This window comes from Vibrio sp. Vb2131 (assembly GCF_033338535.1).
GTDB classification, from domain to species: Bacteria; Pseudomonadota; Gammaproteobacteria; order Enterobacterales; family Vibrionaceae; genus Vibrio; species Vibrio alginolyticus.
Genome location: NZ_JAWOSW010000007.1, coordinates 150,110 through 173,649 on the forward strand (window position 1 = coordinate 150,110; position 23,540 = coordinate 173,649).

At 45.7% G+C, this 23,540-nt stretch carries 22 protein-coding genes and 1 other RNA gene; 7 read left to right on the forward strand and 16 right to left on the reverse strand.

The annotated features are described in order from the left end of the window. Positions 1-8: 8 nt before the first annotated feature. The 5 genes from R7E38_RS10345 to rsmI all read right to left on the reverse strand — a co-directional run bounded on the left by R7E38_RS10345 (position 9) and on the right by rsmI (position 4,710). Positions 9-1,802 carry a penicillin-binding transpeptidase domain-containing protein gene (locus R7E38_RS10345; protein ID WP_086046525.1) on the reverse strand — a complete coding sequence of 598 codons (1,794 nt, stop codon included), beginning with the start codon at positions 1,800-1,802 and terminating at the stop codon, positions 9-11. Next, positions 1,799-2,116, reverse strand: a complete 318-nt coding sequence (gene ftsL, locus R7E38_RS10350; protein ID WP_005372920.1) for a cell division protein FtsL — start codon at positions 2,114-2,116, stop codon at positions 1,799-1,801. The genes R7E38_RS10345 and ftsL overlap by 4 nt, the downstream gene beginning before the upstream one ends. A gap of 5 nt (positions 2,117-2,121) precedes the next feature. Beyond that, positions 2,122-3,072 (reverse strand): 16S rRNA (cytosine(1402)-N(4))-methyltransferase RsmH, encoded by a 951-nt coding sequence (rsmH, locus tag R7E38_RS10355; protein WP_005372918.1) that lies wholly within the window; start codon positions 3,070-3,072, stop codon positions 2,122-2,124. 176 nt (positions 3,073-3,248) lie between these two features. Beyond that, an RNA gene (gene rnpB, locus R7E38_RS10360) (RNase P RNA component class A) lies at positions 3,249-3,679 on the reverse strand. A 167-nt stretch (positions 3,680-3,846) separates the two neighbouring features. Beyond that, positions 3,847-4,710, reverse strand: a complete 864-nt coding sequence (gene rsmI, locus R7E38_RS10365) for a 16S rRNA (cytidine(1402)-2'-O)-methyltransferase (protein ID WP_005372907.1) — start codon at positions 4,708-4,710, stop codon at positions 3,847-3,849. A gap of 68 nt (positions 4,711-4,778) precedes the next feature. Here rsmI and R7E38_RS10370 point away from each other — a divergent pair, with 68 nt between their 5' ends. The 4 genes from R7E38_RS10370 to R7E38_RS10385 are packed head-to-tail and all read left to right on the forward strand — an operon-like array spanning position 4,779 to position 8,229. Further along, positions 4,779-6,590 carry a penicillin-binding protein activator gene (locus tag R7E38_RS10370; protein WP_005372905.1) on the forward strand — a complete coding sequence of 604 codons (1,812 nt, stop codon included), beginning with the start codon at positions 4,779-4,781 and terminating at the stop codon, positions 6,588-6,590. After that, the gene (locus tag R7E38_RS10375; RefSeq protein ID WP_005372903.1) at positions 6,577-6,945 is read left to right on the forward strand and encodes a YraN family protein; all 369 of its coding nucleotides are present in this window, start codon (positions 6,577-6,579) and stop codon (positions 6,943-6,945) included. The genes R7E38_RS10370 and R7E38_RS10375 overlap by 14 nt, the downstream gene beginning before the upstream one ends. A gap of 3 nt (positions 6,946-6,948) precedes the next feature. Beyond that, on the forward strand, positions 6,949-7,539 hold the full coding sequence (locus R7E38_RS10380) for a phosphoheptose isomerase (protein ID WP_005372901.1): 591 nt from the start codon (positions 6,949-6,951) through the stop codon (positions 7,537-7,539). Positions 7,540-7,560: 21 nt separating this feature from the next. After that, positions 7,561-8,229, forward strand: coding sequence for a BON domain-containing protein (locus R7E38_RS10385; RefSeq protein WP_017633609.1), 669 nt, complete (start codon positions 7,561-7,563; stop codon positions 8,227-8,229). Positions 8,230-8,300: 71 nt separating this feature from the next. Here R7E38_RS10385 and sspB read toward each other — a convergent pair whose 3' ends face one another. From sspB to zapE, 8 genes are all read right to left on the reverse strand, one after another. After that, positions 8,301-8,786 carry a ClpXP protease specificity-enhancing factor gene (sspB, locus tag R7E38_RS10390; RefSeq protein WP_005387408.1) on the reverse strand — a complete coding sequence of 162 codons (486 nt, stop codon included), beginning with the start codon at positions 8,784-8,786 and terminating at the stop codon, positions 8,301-8,303. Positions 8,787-8,803: 17 nt separating this feature from the next. Beyond that, the gene (gene sspA, locus R7E38_RS10395) at positions 8,804-9,439 is read right to left on the reverse strand and encodes a stringent starvation protein SspA (protein WP_005372897.1); all 636 of its coding nucleotides are present in this window, start codon (positions 9,437-9,439) and stop codon (positions 8,804-8,806) included. Between the two features lie 96 nt (positions 9,440-9,535). After that, positions 9,536-10,273, reverse strand: coding sequence for a cytochrome c1 (locus R7E38_RS10400; protein ID WP_226083808.1), 738 nt, complete (start codon positions 10,271-10,273; stop codon positions 9,536-9,538). After that, the gene (locus tag R7E38_RS10405; RefSeq protein WP_226083806.1) at positions 10,270-11,535 is read right to left on the reverse strand and encodes a cytochrome b; all 1,266 of its coding nucleotides are present in this window, start codon (positions 11,533-11,535) and stop codon (positions 10,270-10,272) included. The genes R7E38_RS10400 and R7E38_RS10405 overlap by 4 nt, the downstream gene beginning before the upstream one ends. Further along, entirely contained in the window at positions 11,535-12,125 is a 591-nt protein-coding gene (gene petA / locus R7E38_RS10410; RefSeq protein WP_005372877.1) for a ubiquinol-cytochrome c reductase iron-sulfur subunit, read from the reverse strand. The genes R7E38_RS10405 and petA overlap by 1 nt, the downstream gene beginning before the upstream one ends. A gap of 673 nt (positions 12,126-12,798) precedes the next feature. Continuing rightward, the gene (gene rpsI / locus R7E38_RS10415; protein WP_005372876.1) at positions 12,799-13,191 is read right to left on the reverse strand and encodes a 30S ribosomal protein S9; all 393 of its coding nucleotides are present in this window, start codon (positions 13,189-13,191) and stop codon (positions 12,799-12,801) included. A 15-nt stretch (positions 13,192-13,206) separates the two neighbouring features. After that, positions 13,207-13,635, reverse strand: a complete 429-nt coding sequence (rplM, locus tag R7E38_RS10420; RefSeq protein WP_005372872.1) for a 50S ribosomal protein L13 — start codon at positions 13,633-13,635, stop codon at positions 13,207-13,209. A gap of 251 nt (positions 13,636-13,886) precedes the next feature. Continuing rightward, positions 13,887-14,990, reverse strand: coding sequence for a cell division protein ZapE (gene zapE, locus R7E38_RS10425; protein ID WP_005387411.1), 1,104 nt, complete (start codon positions 14,988-14,990; stop codon positions 13,887-13,889). A 195-nt stretch (positions 14,991-15,185) separates the two neighbouring features. Here zapE and zapG point away from each other — a divergent pair, with 195 nt between their 5' ends. The 3 genes from zapG to degS all read left to right on the forward strand — a co-directional run bounded on the left by zapG (position 15,186) and on the right by degS (position 18,452). Further along, positions 15,186-15,629, forward strand: a complete 444-nt coding sequence (gene zapG / locus R7E38_RS10430) for a Z-ring associated protein ZapG (protein WP_005379861.1) — start codon at positions 15,186-15,188, stop codon at positions 15,627-15,629. Positions 15,630-15,829: 200 nt separating this feature from the next. Beyond that, positions 15,830-17,197: a Do family serine endopeptidase gene (locus tag R7E38_RS10435; RefSeq protein ID WP_025768400.1), complete on the forward strand. Its 1,368-nt coding sequence runs from the start codon at positions 15,830-15,832 to the stop codon at positions 17,195-17,197. Between the two features lie 190 nt (positions 17,198-17,387). Next, the gene (gene degS, locus R7E38_RS10440; protein ID WP_017633606.1) at positions 17,388-18,452 is read left to right on the forward strand and encodes an outer membrane-stress sensor serine endopeptidase DegS; all 1,065 of its coding nucleotides are present in this window, start codon (positions 17,388-17,390) and stop codon (positions 18,450-18,452) included. A gap of 37 nt (positions 18,453-18,489) precedes the next feature. Here the strand turns inward: degS and parC are convergent, their stop codons facing one another. The 3 genes from parC to yqiA form a co-directional block, all read right to left on the reverse strand. Continuing rightward, positions 18,490-20,775 (reverse strand): DNA topoisomerase IV subunit A, encoded by a 2,286-nt coding sequence (gene parC, locus R7E38_RS10445; RefSeq protein ID WP_017633605.1) that lies wholly within the window; start codon positions 20,773-20,775, stop codon positions 18,490-18,492. A 3-nt stretch (positions 20,776-20,778) separates the two neighbouring features. Then, the gene (gene parE, locus R7E38_RS10450) at positions 20,779-22,659 is read right to left on the reverse strand and encodes a DNA topoisomerase IV subunit B (protein WP_005387417.1); all 1,881 of its coding nucleotides are present in this window, start codon (positions 22,657-22,659) and stop codon (positions 20,779-20,781) included. Between the two features lie 249 nt (positions 22,660-22,908). Then, a complete protein-coding gene (yqiA, locus tag R7E38_RS10455; RefSeq protein WP_017820245.1) occupies positions 22,909-23,493 on the reverse strand; it encodes an esterase YqiA in 585 nt (194 codons plus the stop codon). Positions 23,494-23,540: the final 47 nt, after the last annotated feature.

Here is a 23,540-nt window from a genome sequence, read left to right on the forward strand (position 1 = left end):
CACAGGGCTTACTGTTGGAATTTGTTTTCGTCAGGTGCAACATTGAGTATTTGTAGCGCGCCTTTCATGATTTCAGAGAAGACAGGAGACGCTACCGAACCACCATAGTAGTCATCGCCTTGAGGCTCGTTTACGATCACTACTAAAGCAATTCGCGGATCGCTAACCGGAGCAAGCCCAGCCGTGTAGGTGATGTACTCGTCGCTGTACCCACCGGCAGAAGCTTTACGTGATGTACCCGTTTTCGCTCCTACTCGATAACCAGGAACTGCCGCTCTGCGAGCCGAGCCCCCTTTTTGAGTTACGGTTTCCAACATGTCTAATACTTGACGCGCATACTTCGCACTCACCACTTGGCGTGACATGTCATGATCATTGCTTTCGATAATATGAATAGGCTCGTATTTGCCAAGGTTTCCAAGCGTCGCATAAGCATGGGCTAGCTGGATTGGTGTAATTGATAGACCATAACCAAACGCAATCGTGGCGCGCTCAATTGGCGACCAACGAGTTCGTGTAGGAAAAATACCCGTCACTTCCCCAACTAGGTTTAGGCCAGAAAGCTCACCAAAACCCACTGAACTGTACAGCCCAAGAAGCGCCTCTACCGGCATTTGCATTGCTAGCTTCGTCACACCGATATTACTCGACTTTTTAAGGATCGTGGTCAAGCTCGCTTTACCTACGCGAGAGACATCTCTGACTCGACTACCACCTAAACGTAGGACACCATTACCGGTATCTACGATGGTATCTTTATCGGCTATCCCATTTTCTAAGGCGGCTAAAATAACGAAAGGCTTAATGGTCGAACCGGGCTCCATTGAGTCCGTGATCACTCGGTTACGCATTTGATAGCTTTGCCAATCGCTACGATTGTTAGGGTTGTAAGAAGGAGCATTAACCATGGCCAATACGGCGCCCGTTTTTACATCCAACATGACAACGGAACCTGAAGTGGCGCGGTGGTCCGCAACGGCTTGCTTAATCGCACGATACGCAATCGCCTGTAGGCGCTGATCGATGGTTAACTGAAGTGATTTACCTTCTTGCTTGTCTTGCCAAGCAATGTTTTCCACAACACGACCATAGCGATCTTTACGAATAGTTTTCTTACCCGCCGCGCCAGTGAGCCACTCATCGTAGCTACGCTCCACACCTTCTAGGCCATGCCCGTCAATGCCTGTTACACCGACTAAGTGAGCACTAACCTCACCTGCAGGATAATAACGACGAGATTCCGACTTAAGGCCAACACCTGGCAGCTTTAGCTCACGAATATAGTTCGCCATGGCCGGACTGACCTGGCGCTGCAAGTAGATAAAGCGACGTTTTTCATTGCGCTTAATTTTGTCTATTAACCCTTGTCGGTCAATACCAAGAACATCCGCTAATGCATGCCAACTTTTGGTCTGGCTTAGCGCGTTTTCTTTAAATATAGTGGCAGGATCTGCCCAAACCGCCTCAACCGGCACACTGACAGCAAGCGGCTCACCATTTCGATCCGAAATAATACCGCGAGCAGAAGGAATGGATTTAACACGAACCGAACGTAGGTCACCTTGTTTAATCAGGTTATCTGGCTCAATGATTTGGATGTAGGCTACGCGTGCCACCAAAAGGGCAAATGCACAAAAAACAAAAAACAGTAATAGGTGGAAGCGCCAACGAATCAAGAAAGATTCTTCGACCGCCACTTTCACTGCTTTGTTATCGGTTTTCTTATCCCCCGTAGCCGCTTTCTCTTTTGCTACAGGTTTACGCTTATTGGCTTGTTTCGTGTTGGATTTTTTTCTAATCATTTGAGCGTGACAACCACTTCTTTATCGCCATCAGGTCGTTTCATTTCAAGTTCTTTTTTGGCAAGGTCTTGAACACGACTGTGTTCCGCGAGGGCAGTTTCTTCCAACATTAAGTTACGCCATTCGCTATCTAACCGTTCTCGTTCAACCAACGTGTGATCTTTCTCAGTGATCGCTTGACGCGCATGGTGGGTAGCAAATACCACTCCCATTGCCGATGCCACGATCAATAGCAACAACAGTAATGGCCAGCGACCAACGGTGAGGAGATCCGTTGCAATCAACTTAGCAAGATTAGGAGTGGATTTCGTCATAATAATTAAAGCTTTTCTGCAATTCTTAACACAGAGCTGCGCGAACGAGGGTTCATTTCAATTTCTTGTTTGCTTGGCTTAATCGCTTTGCTCACCGCTTTCATATTCGCACTACCAAGAGCACGAATTTGCTCTTCCGTCATTGGAATACCGTGTGGCACTTCAGGCCCTTTGCTCTCTTTACGGATAAAACGTTTGACCATACGATCTTCCAGAGAGTGGAAGCTAATCACAGATAAACGGCCTTCAGGAGCCAGAATGCTCGCCGCGCCTTTAAGTGCCGTATCAATTTCTTCTAACTCACTGTTGATGTAAATACGAAAAGCCTGGAAAGCACGAGTCGCAGGGTGTTTTTTCTCTTTAAAACTTTTCGGTGCGGCATCTGAAATCAATTTTGCCAGCTGACCTGTGCGAACCATTGGCTCATTTTCTTCATCTTCACGGTAGGCAACAATCGCTTTTGCAATACGGCGCGCATGTTTATCTTCCCCAAACTCGCGAATGACCCAAGTGATATCATCGAGGTCTGCTTCCATCAACCATTGAGATACTGGAACACCTGATGTCGGGTCCATACGCATATCTAGCGGACCGTCTTTCATAAAGCTAAAGCCACGCTCTGCGTCGTCTAACTGAGGAGAAGAAACGCCTAAATCCAGCAGAACACCATCCACTTTTCCAACTAGCCCATACTCTTCAGCATACTCAGCAATACCAGAAAATGGACCATGAATAATGGTGAAGCGAGGGTCATTGATTTTTCCTGCCTCAGCGATCGCTTGAGGGTCACGGTCGATACTGTACAGTCGGCCATTTTCACCGAGTTTAGATAGAATTGTCCGGCTGTGACCGCCACGGCCAAATGTTCCATCAATATAGACGCCGTCTGGTTTGATAGCTAAGCCATCAATGGATTCATTTAATAACACGGAAATATGTTGGAAGGTTTCGGTCATAGCTTTCTCGTTGAATGATCTTGAAGCGATTCTTTAGTGTACTGATTTCCTACATCATCGCCACCACAAGTCTAAAGTTAGACGTGATTTACGCCAAGTTTATTGGTAATGACATAGTTTGCGTCAATTAAATGCAAAAAACCCATCACTACTAAAAGTAATGATGGGTCTCGAATAGGTGGAGCCGACACATAAGCCGGGTTCTGTTCCGCTTGCGCGGCGGTAGCCATTCGTCTAGGCCAGCAATCACTCACTGGCTCGAGCAACCTACCCGCCTCCTTACGCGAGCAACGCAATGTGGAGGCCTATTTGGTCTTGCTTCAGGTGGAGTTTACCCTGCTACGAACTATTGCTAGTCGTCCGGTGCGCTCTTACCGCACCCTTTCACCCTTACCTGTACCCTTACGGGCCATCGGCGGTCTTCTCTCTGCTGCACTTGTCGTAGGCTTGCGCCCCCCAGGCGTTACCTGGCACCTTGCTCTATGAAGCCCGGACTTTCCTCCCCTTTGTCAGTCTCCCGAAGGACGTCAACGTCAGTCTCCCAAAGGGACTTCGACGTCAGTCTCCCGAAGGACATCAACAAAGCAGCGACTACCCAGTCAGCTCCGAGGGCGGATTGTATAGAGTTCTCACTTCAGAGTCTAGTTAGATCACAGATATGATGAAATGAATGCACCAAGTGATGACTTTTTAGTCAAAGCGCCAAAAATAGATAATAAAAAGGCCGATGCCTACACATCAGCCCTCATTGACCATTTATCTCGCTAGCGGCACTTAGTCTAAGTTTTCTAAGCCCCATTTATATAGCGCATTCTTCTTCAAGTTATGTATTTCTGCCACCAAAGCAGCTGCTTTTTTCAAAGGCAGCTCTTTGGTCAAAATCCCTAACGTGCGTAAAGCATCTTCAGGTAGTGAGTCGTCTGTTGTTTCACGATGGCCATGTACCAACAATACCATTTCACCACGCTGTTGGTTATCGTCACTTTTCACCCATTCAATCAGCTCACCTAACGGCATGCCTTGAATGGTTTCAAAGGTTTTTGTTAGCTCTCTTGCCAACACAACTTCTCTATCTGGGCCAAGAACGTCTAACATGTCTTGTAGAGAGTCTAAAATACGGTGCGGTGACTCGTAAAAAATACACGTACGCTCTACCGAAGCAATCTCTAGGAATTTATCCTTACGACCTTTGCTTTTCGGTGGTAAAAAACCTTCGAAGCTAAAGCGATCCGATGGCAAGCCAGAGGCACTTAACGCCGTAATGACCGCACAAGCACCTGGAAGAGGCACAACTCTAACGCCCGCTTGACGACATTTTGTCACCAAATGGTATCCTGGGTCGCTGATAAGTGGCGTACCAGCGTCAGAAACTAATGCGATAGACTGACCGGAAAGCAGCTTTTCTACCAAAACTTGTGCTTTTTGCTGCTCATTGTGGTCGTGTAGAGCAAAAGTTTTGGTTTGAATATTGAAGTGAGACAGTAATTTGCCCGTATGTCGAGTATCCTCAGCGGCAATGATGTCCACAGTCGACAGAATTTCGATAGCACGTTGGGTGATATCCGCTAAATTTCCGATTGGAGTCGGTACGATATAGAGAGTTGGCCCCTCATTCGGCAACTTATTTTTATCTGTCATTTGTTTACCATCACTTCAACGATTAATATAGAGACAATTTTGTACAAAATTATAGAGAACTCACGGCAATGATTAACCATAAGAGACTCAGTGTACCACGCATACTTACTCCTGTTGCACTAGCAATTACGCTCGCCGCCTGTTCTTCAGGTCCAAGACAGCCTGATGGCGTTGATGTAACACTTGAGCCTACTCAGTCTGTTCAGAACTATATGATCCAAGCTGATAGCACGGAAGGCAGTTTACAAAATGACTGGTTGATCATGGCAACCAAAGCCGCGATTCAAGCAAACCAGTTTGATCAAGCAGAAATGTTGATCAAGCGCCTGGCTCGTCAACAGTTAACCGAAGTTCAGCAAGCAGAGTGGCAACTAGCGCGTGCGACCATACAGCAAAAACAGGGTAATTACTCTCAGTTGCTGCAATTGTTGAATTTTAAACCTTGGTGGAAGTTGCCAAATGAGCAATGGAAAGACTATTACTTGATGCGTGCCGACGCTTATCAAGGTCTTAACCAAGCGTTTGAGGCAAACCGCCAACTGGTTGCATTTGGCCAATATGCATCGTCCGCGGAGCAGAGAGAGATTTCTAGCCGTATTTGGATGAACTTTGGCAGCTATTCCGAGTACGAACTGACCTCATTAGAAACAGAGCCAAATGAAGATGTTTTGGATGGTTGGCTACAACTCGCTATTTATGCGAAAACGTTGTCGGGCAACTTATCTCAACTAAAAAATACCCTAGAACGCTGGTTAAACGAGAACCCATCGCACCCAGCCGCTATCTACACACCAGAAGAGATTCAAAACATTCTCTCTCTAGACATCGTTAAACCAAACAACACCGCTTTGTTACTGCCGCTTACTGGTAAATTCTCGCCACAAGCGCAATTAATTCGTGATGGTTTTGTGTTTGCGATGATGAATGATCGTAACCGTGATCCAAGCGCTACCCTCACGGTAATAGACACTAATGCGTATAACGCCGACCAAATTAAACAACGTTTGATCAATGAAAACATCGACTTTGTTGTTGGTCCCCTAGAAAAAGAAAACGTTGAGCTATTACACACAACCATGGATGGCTCAGAAAATGGTCCTACGATTCCAGCCCTTGCGCTAAATATTCCCGAAGATGTGCAACCAGATAGCAATATTTGCTACTTGGCATTATCACCAGAACAAGAAGCCGCACAAGCAGCGAAACACTTGTTCAGCGAAGGCTATAACTTCCCTCTGATCCTGGCACCAAAGGGCAGCTTTGGTGAGCGCGTAACTGAAGCGTTCAACAAAGAATGGCGCAAGTACAGCTCTAATAAAGTCGCAGCAAGTTATTTTGGCGACAAGCGCCAACTTCAAAAAGACATCAATGAAGTATTTGGTCTGCAAGAAAGCAAACAACGTATTGCTCAGATGCAATCACTAATGCGTATCAAGCTTGAAACACAGCCACGTAGCCGTCGTGATGTCGATGCGGTTTATATTGTTGCTAGAAGCACGGAACTGACTTTGATCAAGCCATTTATTGAGGTAGCGATTAACCCAGACGCCAAAGCTCCTCAAATTTTCTCTAGCTCGCGTAGCAACAGTGGCGGCGCGACTTACGAAGATCTAACAGGCATCATCTACAGCGATATCCCATTACTGATTGACCCAGACCCTAGCGTGACCGCTGAAATGAACGAGTTGTGGTCAGAGCAATCTAACATGGAAAAACGTTTGAAAGCACTGGGTATGGATGCGTATAAATTGATTGGGGAGCTGCCACAAATGAAGGTCGTTCCGGGCTACTCAGTTGGCGGCCAAACCGGTATTTTAAGTATCGACAATAATTGTGTTGTACAGCGTGAGCTAAGCTGGGCTGAGCGTGGGGCTCTTTAGCAAGCGCCAAATCGGAAATCAATATGAAGCTCTGGCGAAGCAATATTTACAACGCCAGGGCTTAAACTTTATTGAACAAAATTTTCTGACTAAGGTCGGTGAGATTGATTTAATCTTCCAACAAGGTGAAACTATTGTGTTTGTTGAAGTCAAATACCGTAAGAACAATCACTTTGGCTCGGCAGCAGAAATGGTGACGCACGCTAAAATGCGCAAGCTAGTCAAAACCGCACAAGTTTGGCTTAGCCAACAAAAGCGCTTAAAACACAATATCGATTATCGATTTGATGTCATCGCCATTCATGATAATGGGCGAGATATCAACTGGATAGAAAACGCAATCTCTGAAGGATAAGCGATGCTAGACAGCATTAAAGACAGCTTTACAGAAAGTATTCAAATTCAAATCGCAGCAGCAGAGGCGCTGCCTGATGCCATTACTCATGCAGCTCAAGCGATGGTGTCGAGCCTGCTTAATGGCAATAAAATTTTATGTTGTGGTAATGGCGGCAGTGCTTCAAACGCTCAACAATTTGTTTCTTGTCTTTTAAACCGTTTTGAAACTGAGCGCCCTAGCCTACCAGCAATGGCCTTAACCGCCGATAATACTACCCTAACCGCAGTGGCCAACGATTACCACTACCAGGAAATCTTCTCAAAACAGGTACGAGCGTTTGGTCAACCAGGCGACATTTTGCTTGCCATGTCGACTAGCGGTAACAGTAAAAATATTATCAAAGCGATGGAAGCAGCCGTAACTCGAGACATGACGATTATCGCGCTAACAGGAAAAGATGGCGGAGAGATGGCAGGACTGCTCGGTGAGAACGACGTCGAAATTCGTATTCCATCACACCGCACTGCACGTATTCACGAAGTACATATGGTAACACTCCATTGCCTTTGTGATCTTATTGACCAAGTGCTTTTCCCTGCTCACGAAGAGTAACCAAGACTGAGAGTCAGAATTATGATACGTAGCCTTGTTATCTTATTAACAGCATTGAGTTTAAGTGGTTGCGCAGGTTTGTTTATCGCAGGTGCAGCAACCACAGCGAATATTGTCACGGACACACGCACGACAAAACAAATCTGGCAGGACAATAACATCGAATTCGAAGTTGCGGCGATCGGCAATAAAGCACCGTTTAAAGGTGAAGTTCGTGTCGTTGCCAGTTCATATAATGGGACTGTAGTCCTTATGGGACAAGCTCCGACACAAGACCTTATCCTTGCTTTAGAGCGAAGGGCTCGAGAAGTTAGTGGTGTAAAAGTCATACACAATCAAATCAAACAAAAAGAGCCACTCACTGTTACCCAGATTAGCAATGACAGCTGGATCACAACCAAAGTAAAGTCAGCTTTGCTTACTGATTCTGAGCTTAATGGTGTTAAGGTTAAAGTGATCACCGAAGATGGCGACGTTTTTCTGTTTGGTTATGTCACGCCAGAGCAAGGCGATCGAGCGACAGAAATCGCGCGTAATATCTCAGGCGTAAAACAAGTCATTAAAGGGTTCCAATACGGCGAAATGGAGCCTGTTGAAGTAGACTTACCGAGTGACGGTGTACAAACAATAGAAAGTGAGGCAAGTACAGAAAGTGAAGAGAACGTCGAAGTCTTTACGATTAGTGAGTAATTTCCAAAGTCTGGCTTGAAATCATCTTCAACAAGTTAAAAAGAAAAAAGCAGCGTTACGCTGCTTTTTTATTATTTAATCACTCTTAAGCTTGGTTTGCCTTTTGGTCGAGGAGCATCGTCCTCTTCGGCATCTGAATCAGAAACTAACTCAGAAGGCTCATCGCTAACCGTTGTGAACGATGGGGATGATTCTTCCTCGGTCATCGCTTCTTCTTCGATGTGAGTGTACGCTTCTTCTGGTTCAAACATAGTACCAGCACCATTCTCACGTGCATAAATAGCTTGAACAGCATACACAGGCACGATCACTGAGTGCGGACGACCGCTAAAGCGAGCATGGAAGGTAATCGCATCATTACCTAACTCAAGATTACCCACTGCACGTGGCGCAATATTCAAAATAATTTGACCATCTTGAATAAATTCAACCGGGACACGCACCCCTGGCATTGTTGCATCCACAACCAAGTGAGGAGTCAAGTCATTGTCTACTAACCAGTCGTAAAATGCGCGAAGCATATACGGGCGGCGAGCAGTCATTTTTGCAATATCCATAACGTGTTTTAAATCGCTTAGCGAACTAGGCGCATTTCACGTTCAGCTTCAGTCAAAGAAGCAAGGAACGAATCACGTTCAAATACGCGGTTCATGTATACCTTGATTTCTTTTGAACCAGGGCCAACAAGATCGATACCAAGTTGAGGCAAACGCCACAATAGTGGAGCTAGGTAACAATCGATCAAGCTGAATTCTTCGCTCATGAAGTACTCATATTCAGCAAAAATTGGCGCTAACGTCAGAAGATCATTACGCAGCTTTGTGCGTGCTTTTTCTGATTCTTCCGCATTACCTTTCATCACTTTTTCAGCGAGTGAATACCAGTTGCGTTCGATACGGTACATCATCAAGCGGCTGTTGCCACGAGCAACAGGGTAAACCGGCATTAGAGGTGGATGAGGGAAACGCTCGTCCAAGTACTCCATGATGATTTTTGAATCGTAAAGAGCTAGCTCACGGTCAACAAGAGTTGGCACTGATTTATATGGGTTTAGCTCAACAAGCTCAGCAGGAAGGTTTGCTTCGTCAACAAGCTCAACTTCAACACTTACGCCTTTTTCAGCTAGTACAATGCGAACCTGATGGCTATACAAATCTGATGCACTTGAGAAAAGAGTCATCACAGAACGTTTATTGGCAGCTACAGCCATGGAGCCCTCCAGTACACTTACAAATAAAAACAATGGAGGCTAAGCCTCCATTGTACATCAATTAAAATTGGGAATTAGCACGGTATTTTAGCACAATTAATGCACATCGCGCCAATACTCTTTCTTGAGCATCACAACAACGATGGTTAGAAGCACTAAGAAGCCCATTGCCCACCAGCCTAGAGCATGACGCTCAAGCTGCACTGGGTCACCTGAATAAACTAAGAAGTTAACGAGATCGCCAACCGCTTTGTCATATTCGCCTTCACTCAGCTCACCCGTGCCATCGGTTTCAGTACCAACAACAACTTGTACTTCTTCGCCATCTACGATTTTCGTAGCGTAAATCGGCGTCGGGATGCCCTGTAGCTCTTCAAGCACATGCGGCATACCAACACTCGGGAAGACGATGTTGTTCACGCCGAATGGACGAGATGGATCAACATAGAAAGAGCGTAAGTAAGTGTATAACCAATCAGCACCACGAACTCGTGCAACCAACGTAAGATCTGGTGGTGGAGCACCAAACCAGTTTGCCGCTTGCTTCGGTGGCATAGCATTGACCATTAGATCACCGATTTTCGCTTCAGGATTGAAAATCAGGTTTTCTTTCATTAAGTCTGTTGGAATTTCCAAGTCTGTTGCTACACGCTCGTAACGCTGGTATTGCGTAGAGTGACAAGCAAAACAGTAGTTCATGAACAACTTCGCGCCGTTTTGTAGCGAAGCTTTATCCGTAAGGTCAACATTCGCTTTATCCAGCGGAACATTGGCCCCAGCTGCCATCGCTAGTGATGGCAACATAGCAAATAGAATTACAATCCACTTCTTCATTTGAATGTCACCCTCTCTGGTAATGGTTTGGTTGCTTCATTTTTGCTGTAGAAGAACAGCAACACAAAGAACATGAAGTAACACAAGCTAAAGATCTGAGATAGTAGTGTGTACGTTGGTGTCGCAGGTAACGCACCTAAAATACCCAGAGCGATAAAGGCGATAGTGAACTGTACAATATTCAATAGATGAAGTTTGCTACGGTAACGGTATGAACGAACTTTACAACGATCCAACCAAGGTAGAACAAACAGCACTGCAATTGACGCGCCCATTAGGATAACACCTAATAGTTTGTCTGGAACCGCGCGTAAGATTGCGTAGAACGGCGTGAAGTACCATACCGGAGCAATATGCTCTGGTGTCTTCAGTGGGTTTGCAGCTTCAAAGTTAGGCGGCTCAAGGAAGTACCCACCCATTTCTGGGTTAAAGAACAGCACGTAACAGAAGAAGAACAAGAAACCAGCAACACCGACCAAGTCCTTAACCGTGCCGTACGGATGGAAAGGAATCGAATCAATGATGTCATATTTCTTCGTGTAGTAATCGTGGAACTTGAATTGCGTTTTGTAATCGTCGCCCATTGTGCCTTTTGGCAGCTTAGTTTCGATACCATCCGGGTTGTTTGAGCCTACTTCGTGCAGCGCCAATACGTGCAGAACAACAAGAAGAAGCAAAACGATAGGCAGTGCAATAACGTGTAGTGCGAAGAAACGGTTTAGCGTTGCACCAGAGATGATGTAGTCACCACGAATCCAAAGTGTTAGGTCATCACCGATAACAGGAATAGCACCAAACAGGGAAATGATTACCTGCGCACCCCAGTATGACATCTGACCCCATGGAAGTAGGTAACCCATGAACGCTTCAGCCATGAGAACTAGGAAGATCAACATACCGAAGATCCACAACAGTTCACGAGGTTTTTGGTATGAACCGTAGATCAAACCACGGAACATGTGAAGATACACAACAACGAAAAACGCTGACGCGCCAGTGGAATGCATGTAACGCAGAAGCCAACCGTACTCTACATCACGCATAATGTATTCGATAGACGCAAATGCACCGTCACCTGAAGGAACATAGTTCATCGTTAGCCAAATACCCGTTAGGATTTGGTTAACAAGAACCAGCATCGCCAGAGAACCGAAAAGGTACCAAAAGTTGAAGTTCTTAGGCATTGGGTATTCAGACAAATGCTTTTTATAAGCATTCATTGCAGGAATACGCTTTTCAACCCAATCTAACATTGCTTGCATTATGCATCTCCCTCATCAACACCCACAATGAGCTTGGTATCGCTCAAATACATGTGCTTAGGAACGACAAGGTTCAACGGAGCAGGTACTCCTTGGAACACTCGACCAGCCATGTCGAACTTAGAACCATGACAAGGACAGAAGAAGCCAGATCTTACGCCCTGCACCTGCTCTGAGAAAGAGTCAGGTAGATAGGTTGGTGAACAACCTAAGTGGGTACAGAAACCAACTGCGACGAAAAACTCTTCCTTAATCGAACGAAACTCATTCTGAGCGTACTCAGGCTGCTGCTCCATTTCAGATTGTGGATCGCGAAGCTTATCACCGATCGATTTTAAGTTATCCAGAACGCTTTGAGTGCGGCGAACAATCCATACAGGTTTTCCCTGCCACTCAACACGAACCAGCTGACCTGGTTCAATTTTACTTATATCCACTTCCACCGGTGCGCCCGCCGCTTTGGCTTTAGCACTCGGATTCCATGATTTGATAAAAGGCACGGCGACGGCGACTGCCCCTAACCCACCAACAACTGCCGTTGTAGCGGTTAGAAAACGCCTGCGACCGTTATTTAAAGGCGCGTTGCTCATCCAAACATTCTCCCATTTGCTCCCTTTGGATCGTTATTATTCCGCTTATAAGAGCATGGCTAACAAATAATGAATTTAGTTCTATTTATTGGAGGGAAATGATAAAGAAAACCCTACTTTTTGACAAGATAAAGCTACCTTTTTGTAACATTTGTGAGGCAAATCGCTCGCGTCGTCACAAAAGCGGCAGAATTATAAAAAATTGATGTGATTTGTAACAAGAAAGCACCACATAGAAGCCCCGCTGAAAGCGGATAAAACCTTTTATCTTGGTAGTTTTCAGTTAATTACGCAGAGAAATATTTCGTATTACGCGTTCAGCTTGCTGTGTTTATATTTTCAATTTTGTAGCACGCAGAATGCTCAAAAAGGAGCGTAAGTCATTTTAAAACATGTTACAGGAAGAATAAGATACAAAGACATTCTTGCTGATGAATACATCTATGCAGCATCGCAAGAGAAAGCGTGGTGAGTCGCGATTAAATAAGGCACACATATAAAACAGCACTGGCAAACTTTCGACGAAGAGGACGAATAAGAAGGCCTGCTCGGAGTGTGATGATAAGTGAAGGCTGTTCGTTGCTTTAAATACAAAAAAGCCCGGCATAGAGCCGAGCTTTTGGTACACAGTTTCCAGAGTAACTCTGAAAGCATAATTCCCGATAAGAGGAAATTAACGCTTAGAGAACTGTGGACGACGACGTGCTTTACGTAGACCAACTTTCTTACGTTCAACGCAACGAGCGTCACGAGTAACGTAGCCAGCTGCGCGTAGAGCAGGACGTAGAGACTCATCGTATTCCATAAGCGCGCGAGTGATACCGTGACGGATAGCACCAGCTTGACCAGAAATACCGCCGCCTTTAACTGTTACGTAAAGGTCTAGCTTTTCAGTTAGTTCAACTAGCTCTAGAGGTTGTTGTACAACCATACGTGCTGTTGGACGACCGAAGTATTCGTCAAGGTTACGCTTGTTTACTACAATGTTACCGCTGCCTGGTTTAATGAAAACACGTGCAGCTGAGCTTTTGCGACGGCCAGTGCCGTAGTATTGATTCTCTGCCATTTTCGAAATCCCCAATTAGATGTCTAGTACTTGTGGTTGTTGAGCAACATGGTTGTGCTCAGCGCCCGCGTAAACTTTTAGCTTACGGTACATAGCACGGCCTAGAGGACCACGTGGAAGCATGCCTTTAACTGCAAGCTCAAGAGCCATCTCAGGTTTACGATCGATCAACTTTTCAAAAGTGATAGATTTTAGACCACCTGGGAATTCAGAGTGACGGTAGTACACTTTGTTCTTAGCTTTGTTACCAGTTACAGCAACTTTCTCAGCGTTGATAACGATGATGTAATCACCAGTGTCAACGTGAGGAGTGTATTCAGCTTTATGTTTGCCACGTAGGCGAGATGCAATTTCACTTGCTAGACGGCCAAGAGTTTTACCTTCAGCGTCTACAACGTACCAGTCGCGTTTTACAGTTTCTGGTTTAGCAACGAAAGTTTTCATGCTAACAATAACCCGTTAATTAAATTTTAAACTTTAAAGGAACACCCAATAGTGCTCCCACACTGTCTAAGAGCCCAGTCATCACCCCTTCGAGTCGTTGGTACTCTCGACCTTCAATTTCGAAATAACTTCGATAATCAGGTCTGCAGTAACGGTGGGTCGCAGGATTATAGAGAAGAGCGAAGAAAAAATCACCTTTTTTTGCGCCAAATCACTAATTTTTTCTTCACTTTTTTAAGAACCCATTGGATCTAGGCCAAATGTTCACGCGCGAGATACTCATGACTTTGCATCTCAGTAAGCCGAGACAAACAGCGCTTAAATTCGAACTCTAACTGCCCGTCAGTATATAAGTCGGCCATTGGCACTTCAGCAGAAATAATCAACTTAACATTGCGCTCGTAAAACTCATCGACCAGCGCGATAAAGCGTCTCGCCGCATCATCGATTTTTCGGTTCATTTGTTGAACATCTGCCAGTAATACCGTGTGGTAAATACGAGACAATTCAATGTAGTCATTTTGACTGCGAGCAGTTTGACACAACTGAGCAAACGACGCATGCAGCACCCCGTCGCTTGCTTCAATCACCGCTAGTTGACGGTGGTTAACTTCGATTTGATGAGCAACAAACTGACGCTCTCCAGTCAGCTGCTGATAATATTTGTTAAGGTTTATGCTAGCCTGCTCATCAAGCGGGTAATGGTATATTTCAGCCTGTTCTAACGTTCTTAAGCGATAATCAACGCCACTATCGACATTCAACACTTCACAACGTGCCAAAATCATATCGATCGCGGGCAAAAAGCGCGCTCTTTGCAAACCGTTACGATATAAGTTCTGCGGCTCGATGTTTGAAGTCGCGACTAGGATCATCTGCCGCTTGAACATTTCTTGAAGTAGCGTTGCAAGGATCATCGCATCAGTAATGTCGGAAACAAAAAATTCATCAAAGCAAACCACATCGGCTTCTTCTTTAAATTTATCCGCCACTTTTGATAGAGGATTTTCGACATCACCTAACAGCTTCAACTCATCATGTACTCGATACATAAATCGATGGAAGTGGACGCGCATTTTTCTTTGGGTCGGTAAAGCATCAAAAAATGCGTCCATAAGGTAGGTTTTACCGCGACCTACCCCACCCCAAAAGTAAAGGCCTTTTGGTGGTTCAGGCTTGTCGATTTTTTTCCCCATTAGCTTTTGCCATTTGGAAAGCTGAGGCACAGGCGCTGACTGAAATTCAACGATAGCATGGTAAAGCTTGTCTAATGCAACGACCGCTTGATACTGAGCTTCATCACGCTGAAACCCGTGTTCTGCTATGTCTTTTTGATATTGTTGTAGTGGTGTCATCGTATTAAGTCGTATAGAGGTATAGAGAAAAGGGTTACCTCGGGGTCAACTTTGAGAATAGAGAGAAGTAGTTATCAGTCCCCGAAGACATACTGCTATTTTTCTTTATCGGCTGTTCAAGCCATAGTAACATGGACGAGCACCGCGTGTAACTAAGTAGTAAAAGACTTGTTAAAACAACTATAAGGAGCAGTTATGCCTTGGATTTATGCCATTGTGGGTTTGCTGGTCGGTACAATCGTAGGCGTAGTCATTAGTAGACTAACCACCCCTGAATACAAGAAACAAAAGTCTGTGCAGAAAGAACTTGAAGCGGCCAAGTTTGAATTAGAGCAACAACGTCAAGAGCTCGTCGATCATTTTGCACAAACCGCAGAAATGTTGGACACCCTAGGTAAAGATTACACCAAGCTATACCAACATATGGCCAAGACCTCTTCTGAGCTTTTGCCAAACTTACCAGAACAAGACAACCCGTTTGATAAGAAAACGGCAATGTCGTCTGAAACCATTGCAGAAGATCAACCAGAGTTTAACGAACAACCAAAAGACTACGCTAATGGCGCCACCGGTCTTTTGAAGGATCAAGAGAAAGAAATCATTAATGCTCCCGAAGCGGTAACCGCAAAAGCATCATAATTCTCTCTTACTTCTATCTAGGGCCGATACATTTGTATCGGCCCTTTTTTGAACTTTTTCACCTCACCTTCGCTCTAACTTGGATGTGCACTGCCTCCCCTTTTGATTGTCCGAACTAGACCCTATATTAGTTATTAACAAAGTGAACTAACCGTTCGGATATTTCTTTTTGGCAGACATGTTTCAAGAGGAGTTATTGGATGAAAAAACCACTGCTTGCGCTCACCGTTCTATCTCTGAGTTTGGGGTCGATTATTGCCCCAGTTCAAGCCACTGCCGCATTACCTTTGAATGTGGATGGCCAACAGTTACCTAGCTTGGCACCAATGCTTGAGAAGGTGACCCCAGCTGTTGTGAGTATTGCTGTAGAAGGTAAACAAGTACAAACCAGTCGCATTCCCGAGCAATTTCAATTTTTCTTTGGCCCAGACTTTCCTATGGAACAAAGGCGAGAGCGCCCGTTCAGAGGTTTAGGGTCTGGTGTCATTATTGATGCGAAGAAAGGCCATATTGTCACTAACTACCATGTGATCAAGGGGGCAGATGAGATTCGAGTTCGCCTCTTTGACGGGCGCGAGTATGACGCTACGCTCGTTGGCGGTGATGAAATGGCCGATGTTGCGTTACTTAAATTAGAGAAAGCGAAAAACTTAACGCAGATTAAAGTCGCGGATTCCGACAAACTGCGTGTCGGTGACTTTACGGTTGCGATTGGTAACCCATTTGGACTCGGTCAAACTGTGACTTCGGGTATTGTTTCAGCCCTTGGTCGTAGTGGCTTAAACGTTGAAAACTTCGAAAACTTCATCCAAACCGATGCCGCAATTAACAGCGGTAACTCTGGTGGTGCATTGGTCAACCTTAATGGTGAGCTGATCGGTATTAATACTGCGATTTTAGGCCCTAACGGCGGTAATGTGGGTATTGGCTTTGCGATTCCATCAAACATGATGAAAAACCTCACTGATCAAATTCTAGAGTTTGGTGAAGTCAAACGCGGCATGTTGGGTGTGCAAGGTGGCGAAGTAACCTCTGAGCTAGCTGATGCATTGGGTTACGAGTCGAGTAAAGGGGCCTTTATTGGTCAAGTCGTACCGGACAGCGCAGCCGATAAAGCAGGGTTAAAAGCCGGTGACGTAATTGTATCGGTGAACGGCAAAGCGATTAATACTTTCTCAGAGCTCCGCGCAAAAGTGGCAACACTGGGCGCAGGTAAAGAAATCACATTAGGTGTGGTTCGAGATGGTAAGAATAAAACCTTTGATGTAACGCTTGGCGAATCTACGAATATGAAAGCTAAAGCGGAGACATTACATGAGGGACTCAAAGGTGCGGAATTAAGCAATACAACACCAAGTGATGTAATCCAAGGTGTTAAAGTATCGAGCGTTGCAGATAACTCTCCGGCTGCTCAATATCAATTACAACAAGGTGACATTATTATCGGTGTGAACCGTCAACGAGTGAAAAACCTTGCCGAGCTTCGTACAATCGTAGAGAAACACAAAGGTGTACTGGCTCTTAATATTCAACGTGGTGAACGTACTATTTATCTTGTCATTCGTTAACCACTTTCAAAGTGATAGAAAATAAGGTTTTCGATGCATAATGCTGAGTGATAAGGCTCGATCACTTTTCCTTATCGCTCAATAACTAATGAAAAGGGCAGCGCGATGACGTGCTGCCCTTTTGTTATTTTTCAATGTAATGCTATTCTTCATCTTCGATGCCATTTTGGCGCTCACGCATGGAGAGGATATGCTCAGCTTTTTATTACGTTCTGTCTTTTTAGGCTTGGCTACTGCCGCAGTGGTATTACTGGCGGTTCCATCTTTGCGCAACAACGTAATTCCTGCCGCGCTTGATCCTCAACCTGTTAATATCGCATCAGTCGAGTTGACGTTTAATCAAGCGGTCCGAAGAGCAGCGCCTGCAGTGGTAAACATCTACAGTCGTAAGTATGTTGAGAATGATCGCAGTAAACTCTCGACTCAAGGCCTGGGGTCAGGTGTCATTGTTAGTGAGAAAGGCTACATCATTACTAACTATCATGTGGTTGCTCAAGCTGATCAAATTGTTGTGGCATTACAAGACGGCAGAGCCGCAGCGGCTCAGCTCGTAGGGACAGACAAACGTACTGATATAGCCGTGCTGCGTGTCGAAGGTTCGAATTTGCCCGTAATCCCTCTGAACTCTAATTACAAACCACAAGTGGGCGACGTAGTACTAGCCATCGGTAACCCATACAACCTTGGACAAACCACAACGTTCGGCATTATTTCTGCCACAGGTCGTTCATCTATTAGCGACGGTCGTCAAGCATTCATTCAAACCGATGCCGCCATCAATGAAGGTAACTCTGGTGGAGCCCTAGTGAACACACAAGGCGAGCTCGTCGGCATTAACACCGCCTCTTTTCAGCAAGCGACAGACTTAGAAACTTACGGTATTTCTTTTGCGATCCCTGCGCCGCTAGCGAGTAAGATCATGCAGAAAATCATCGCTGATGGCCGCGTGATTCGTGGTTATATTGGAATCGACGGCCAAGACATTAATGCGGTCACTGCTCGCCTACTTGGAAATGAACACATAGGTGGTATTGTCGTACTTGGTATTGATCCAAATGGTCCAGCCAATGCGGCAGGCTTCCAAAAGCAGGACATCATTATCAGCATTGATGGCAATAAAGTGCAAGGGCGTCAGAGCGTTATGGATATCGTCACCGATTTACGTCCTGGCACCACCGTGGACGTCGGTATCATTCGCAAAGGAAAAGAGATGACCTTGAAAGTCACCATTGCCGAAGACAAGCAAGAAGCATAAAAAATCCCAGCCATTGGCTGGGATTTTTATTTGTGCGTTACTCGCTATCGCTCGGTGTTTCCGTCGTATCGGAATCATCTAGCTCAACTTCAATGCGAGTGACTCGCTGCAAACCTCTCGGTAATAACCCACCTCGGCGACCACGTTCGCCACGGAAGTTATCAAGATCAGACGGTTTAAGACCCAACTTTCGCTTACCCGCGTACAGCGTTAACGATGCACCTTTTGGTAAAGACATTAAGTGAGATAGTACTTCTTCTCGCTCTTTTGCTTTAGCAGCAGGAATGTTGATGATCTTATTCCCCTTACCTTTCGCCAGTTGTGGCAAGTCTTTGATTGGGAACAGCAGCATGCGACCTTGGTTAGTGATTGCTAAGATTTCATCAGAGTCTAAATCTTCAATCTCTTTTGGCGTCATTATCTCAGAGTTAGCCGGTAAAGTGACGAGCGCTTTACCACTGCGGTTTTTAGACAGTAAGTCCGCGCCTTTACATACAAAGCCGTAACCTGCATCTGAGCCCACCAGCCACAGCTGATCTTCTTCACTCATGATGACTTGGCGAATACTGCTACCAGCCGTAATATTCAAGCGACCGGTAATCGGCTCACCTTGACTACGAGCAGAAGGCAGTGAGTGCGATTCCAGAGAGTAACTTCGACCGTCACTACCTAGGAATACCGCAGGCTGATTACTCTTACCTCGAGCATGCGCTAAATACTTATCACCCGACTTATAGTTTAAGCCTTCGGCATCCACGTCATGGCCTTTCGCGTGACGAATCCAACCTTTCTCAGAAAGCACAACCGTGATTGGCTCACTTGGTACGAGGTCACGTTCAGTCAGCGCTTTTGCTTCTGCACGCTCAACCATTGGAGAGCGACGGTCATCACCGTATTTCTCTGCATCTGCTTTGATTTCTTTTTTCAGTAGTGTGTTCAGACGACGCTCAGAACCGAGTAGCTGTTCTAGCTTCTCACGCTCTTTCTCTAGCTCGTCTTGCTCACCACGGATCTTCATCTCTTCTAGTTTTGCTAGATGACGAAGTTTGGTATCTAAAATTGCATCCGCTTGGATATCGGTAATACCAAAGCGTTCCATCAGCACCGCTTTTGGATCGTCTTCAGTACGGATGATCTCAATCACTTCATCTAGGTTGAGGTAAGCAACCAACAAACCTTCCAAGATGTGTAGACGAGCCATGACTTTGTCTAGGCGGTGTTGTAAACGACGACGCACAGTCGTACGACGGAACTCGATCCACTCAGATAGAATTTGCACCAAACCTTTAACTTGAGGACGGTTATCCAAACCAATCATGTTCAAGTTAACGCGGTAACTGCGCTCAAGATCCGTTGATGCGAACAAGTGGTTCATCAACAAATCACAATCGACGCGGTTTGACTTAGGCACCACAACGATACGCGTTGGGTTCTCGTGATCCGATTCGTCACGAAGATCGTCAACCATTGGCAGCTTCTTCGCACGCATCTGGTTAGCGATTTGCTCAAGCAGTTTGGCACCCGATACTTGGTGAGGCAAAGAAGTGATAACAATATCAGAACCTTCTTTATGCCAAACCGCGCGCATTTTGATGCTGCCACGACCGTTGCGGTAAATCTTCTCGATATCCGCTTGCGGCGAGATAATTTCTGCTTCTGTTGGGTAATCCGGTCCTTTGACATACTGCATCACGTCCGGCAGTTCTGCTTTCGGGTTGTCGATCAAATGAATAGTCGCATCTGCGATTTCACGAACGTTGTGCGGTGGGATGTCTGTTGCCATACCAACGGCAATGCCGGTTACACCGTTAAGCAGGATGTGAGGCAGACGTGCTGGCAACATTTGTGGCTCTTTCATTGTGCCATCAAAGTTAGGTTGCCATTCAACCGTGCCCTGGCCAAGTTCGCCAAGCAATACTTCAGCAAACTTAGACAGTTTTGCTTCGGTATAACGCATTGCCGCAAATGATTTCGGATCATCTGGCGCACCCCAGTTACCTTGACCATCCACTAATGGATAGCGGTAAGAGAATGGCTGAGCCATCAATACCATCGCTTCGTAGCACGCTGAATCACCGTGCGGATGGTATTTACCTAGCACGTCACCAACGGTACGTGCAGATTTTTTGTATTTTGCTGATGCAGAGAGACCAAGCTCTGACATCGCATAAATGATGCGTCGTTGAACCGGCTTTAAGCCATCGCCAATGTATGGCAAGGCGCGGTCCATGATTACGTACATCGAGTAGTTCAGATAAGCGTCTTCAGTGAACTTGCGCATTGGCAATTGTTCGACGCCATCGTAGGTAATTTCTGTAGACATCCGTTACACCTCTGCCAAGTCGCCGTTGTTTTGTAGCCAAGAACGACGGTCATCTGCACGCTTTTTACCTAGCAGCATGTCCATCATTTCCATGGTCGCCGTAGAGTCGTCAATGGTTAACTGCACTAAGCGACGCGTGTTCGGATCCATGGTGGTTTCACGCAACTGAAGTGGGTTCATCTCACCCAGACCTTTGAATCGTTGCACGTTGATTTTGGCTTTCTTCTTCGACAAGCGCTCTAAAATGCCATCTTTTTCATCGTCATCGAGGGCGTAGAACACTTCTTTCCCGCAGTCGATTCGATACAGAGGCGGCATCGCCACATAGATATGGCCCGCTTCCACTAGTGCGCGGAAGTGACGAGTAAATAGAGCACAAAGCAGCGTTGCGATGTGAAGACCATCCGAGTCCGCATCGGCAAGGATACAGATCTTACCGTAACGAAGACTCTCGAGGTTGTCGCTATCTGGGTCAATACCCAAAGCAACGGAGATATCGTGTACTTCTTGAGACGCAAGAACTTGATCGGCAGAGACTTCCCACGTGTTCAAGATCTTACCACGCAGTGGCATCACGGCTTGGAATTCACGGTCACGTGCCTGTTTTGCCGAGCCACCCGCAGAGTCACCCTCCACAAAGAAGATTTCAGTGCGACTTAAGTCCTGTGCTGAACAGTCGGTCAACTTACCTGGCAGTGCTGGGCCGGACGCCACTTTCTTACGTACGACTTTTTTCGCTGCACGCATACGACGGTGTGCGTTAGCGATACAGACTTCTGCCAATTGCTCTGCGAGCTGAGGCTTTTCGTTCAACCAAAGACTGAACGCATCTTTTACAACGCCAGAGACAAATGCCGCGGTTTGACGAGAAGACAGACGTTCTTTGGTCTGGCCTGCAAATTGCGGGTCTTGAATCTTAACCGACAGCACGTAAGAACAGCGGTCGAAAACGTCATCACCCGTTAGCTTCACGCCACGAGGTAATAGATTACGGAACTCACAGAATTCGCGCATCGCTTCCAACAAGCCTTGGCGTAAACCATTAACGTGCGTACCACCTTGAGCGGTTGGGATCAGGTTAACGTAGCTTTCGGTGATCATCTCACCACCTTCTGGCTGCCAAATTACCGCCCAGTTTGCCGCTTCGGTATCCGCCAAGAACTCACCAGTAAATGGTTCTTCAGGAATAACTGGATAGCCTTTTACACCTTCCGCAAGATAGTCTTTCAAACCATCTTCGTAGTACCACTTATAGTCTTTGCCATTAACTTTGTCGGTTAATGTGATTTCTAAGCCCGGACACAAAACCGCTTTTGCGCGCAGGTTGTTGACTAAGCGCGTCACAGAGAAGTTAGCCGAATCGAAGTACTTCGCATCAGGCCAGAAATGCACGCTGGTACCGCGATTGCGACGACCACATGTGCCAGTTACGGTCAGATCAGACACTTTCTCGCCGTGTTCAAATGCAATTTCATACACTTGACCATCACGACGAACTGTTACTTCAACGCGTTTTGACAACGCGTTTACTACAGATATACCTACCCCGTGCAAACCACCAGAGAATTGGTAGTTTTTGTTAGAGAACTTACCACCCGCATGTAGCTTACATAGAATTAGCTCTACGCCTGATACTTTCTCTTCTGGGTGGATATCAACAGGCATGCCTCGACCATCATCGATCACTTCGAGTGATTGGTCAGCATGTAGGATGACTTGTACTTTTGAGGCATGTCCGGCTAGCGCTTCATCGACACTGTTGTCGATAACTTCTTGGCCCAAATGGTTTGGGCGCGCTGTATCCGTATACATCCCTGGTCGGCGACGTACTGGCTCTAAGCCATTCAGTACTTCAATGGCACCAGCATTATATTGTTCAGTCATAATACGGAATTATTCTCAAAGTTTACTTGTTGCCTGAGTATCACCAATGGGCGTACCCATACTCAGGAAACGAAAAAGCCACCCTGTTCACATCACTAAGAGTTTGTAAACATGATGCATAACAAAGTAGCCAGGGTCCTCGACCCTTAAGATCTTTTGGCAAAACATAGTCGGAAAGCATACCGCCCATGTCAAGAAACGGTTGGATATATCAATAAAAACTATGAGCCTTTTCCAATCGCTTTCGAATTACAGTTCTAGAAATTCGATAATCTGTGCAGGATAACGCTCAAAGCCTACAAAACTGTGATCACCGCCTTGTTCTACTGTTTGCTTAGCGTCTGCAAACTTATCTACCGCTTGTCGATAGTCTAAAACCTCATCTTCTGTTTGTTGCAATAACCAAAAAGAATGTGGCGACGCGATGCTTTGTACATCAAGAGCTTTTAACTCGTCAATATGACAAGCTTCAAGTGTATAGGTTTCATGCGTATATGGGTTAGTTTGCTTACCCAAATAATCTACTAGCAACTCATAAGGCTTGACTGCGGGGTTGACCACTACCGCTTTAAACCCAAACTTGTCATTTAGCCACGTTGACATAAAACCGCCTAATGAGCTGCCCACTAGACCAATTTTATAGTCGTCTTTATATTGCTCGATAATATCCAACAACATTTTCGCCGCTTGCTGAGGATAACAAGGTAACTGGGGAACAATCACCTTAATATCAGGCCTATGTTGCTCGCAGTAGGCTCTCATCACATTCGCTTTCATGGAGAGTGGAGAGCTATTAAAGCCATGGATATAGAGAAGAAGTGAAGGTTTACTCATAGATATCTCGCACAAAAAAGCGAGCCCGAACAGAGAGCTCGGGCGCG